The organism is Vibrio sp. 1249-1, from assembly GCF_033340495.1.
In genome coordinates this window covers 1-664 of the sequence record NZ_JAWOWJ010000624.1, presented here as the reverse complement: position 1 = coordinate 664, position 664 = coordinate 1, and the positions used below count along the sequence as shown (strand labels likewise).

At 40.4% G+C, this 664-nt stretch carries 1 protein-coding gene; it reads left to right on the top strand.

Features of this window, described 5'->3' with window-relative positions:
- The first annotated feature begins 50 nt into the window (after positions 1 to 50).
- Positions 51 to 632: a nucleoside triphosphate pyrophosphatase gene (locus tag R7Z50_RS28010; protein WP_318149821.1), complete on the top strand. Its 582-nt coding sequence runs from the start codon at positions 51 to 53 to the stop codon at positions 630 to 632.
- Positions 633 to 664: the final 32 nt, after the last annotated feature.

The following is a 664-nucleotide window of genomic DNA, read 5'->3' as shown; positions in this document are numbered from 1 at the left end:
ATTTTGATCGATTATCCTATTGGAAATGCTTGCGTGAATTGTAATTCAAAATGAAAAATTACCAACTGGTTTTAGCCTCAACCTCCCCTTTTCGTCAACAACTGCTTGAAAAGCTTTCAGTCCCGTTCATTTGTTTATCTCCTGACTGCGATGAAACTCCGTATGAGAGTGAAACTCCTCTGGATCTAGTGCAGCGCTTAGCCGTAAACAAAGCAACCTCTTGCTCTATTAAAAAACCAAGTTTGGTCATCGGCAGCGATCAAGTTTGCGTAATTGATGGAAAAATCGTTGGCAAACCTCTAAATCGTGAAAATGCTATCAATCAATTACTTGCTCAAAGTGGTAAAGCCATCACTTTCTATACCGGACTGGCGGTTTATAACTCGGTGACGAATCTGACTGAAGTTGGCTACGACACTTTTGAAGTACATTTGAGAAACTTAAACCGTGAACAAATTGAACGTTACGTCGACAGAGAAGAACCGTTTTACTGTGCTGGCAGCTTCAAAAGCGAAGGGATGGGAATTTGTTTGTTCGAAAAGTTAGTCGGCAAAGATCCAAACACTCTCGTTGGTCTGCCTCTGATTGATTTGATTGATATGCTGCAAAAGCAAGGTTTCGAGATCTTGTAAGTTTAATCAACGCCTCTACTCATCATTTGAAA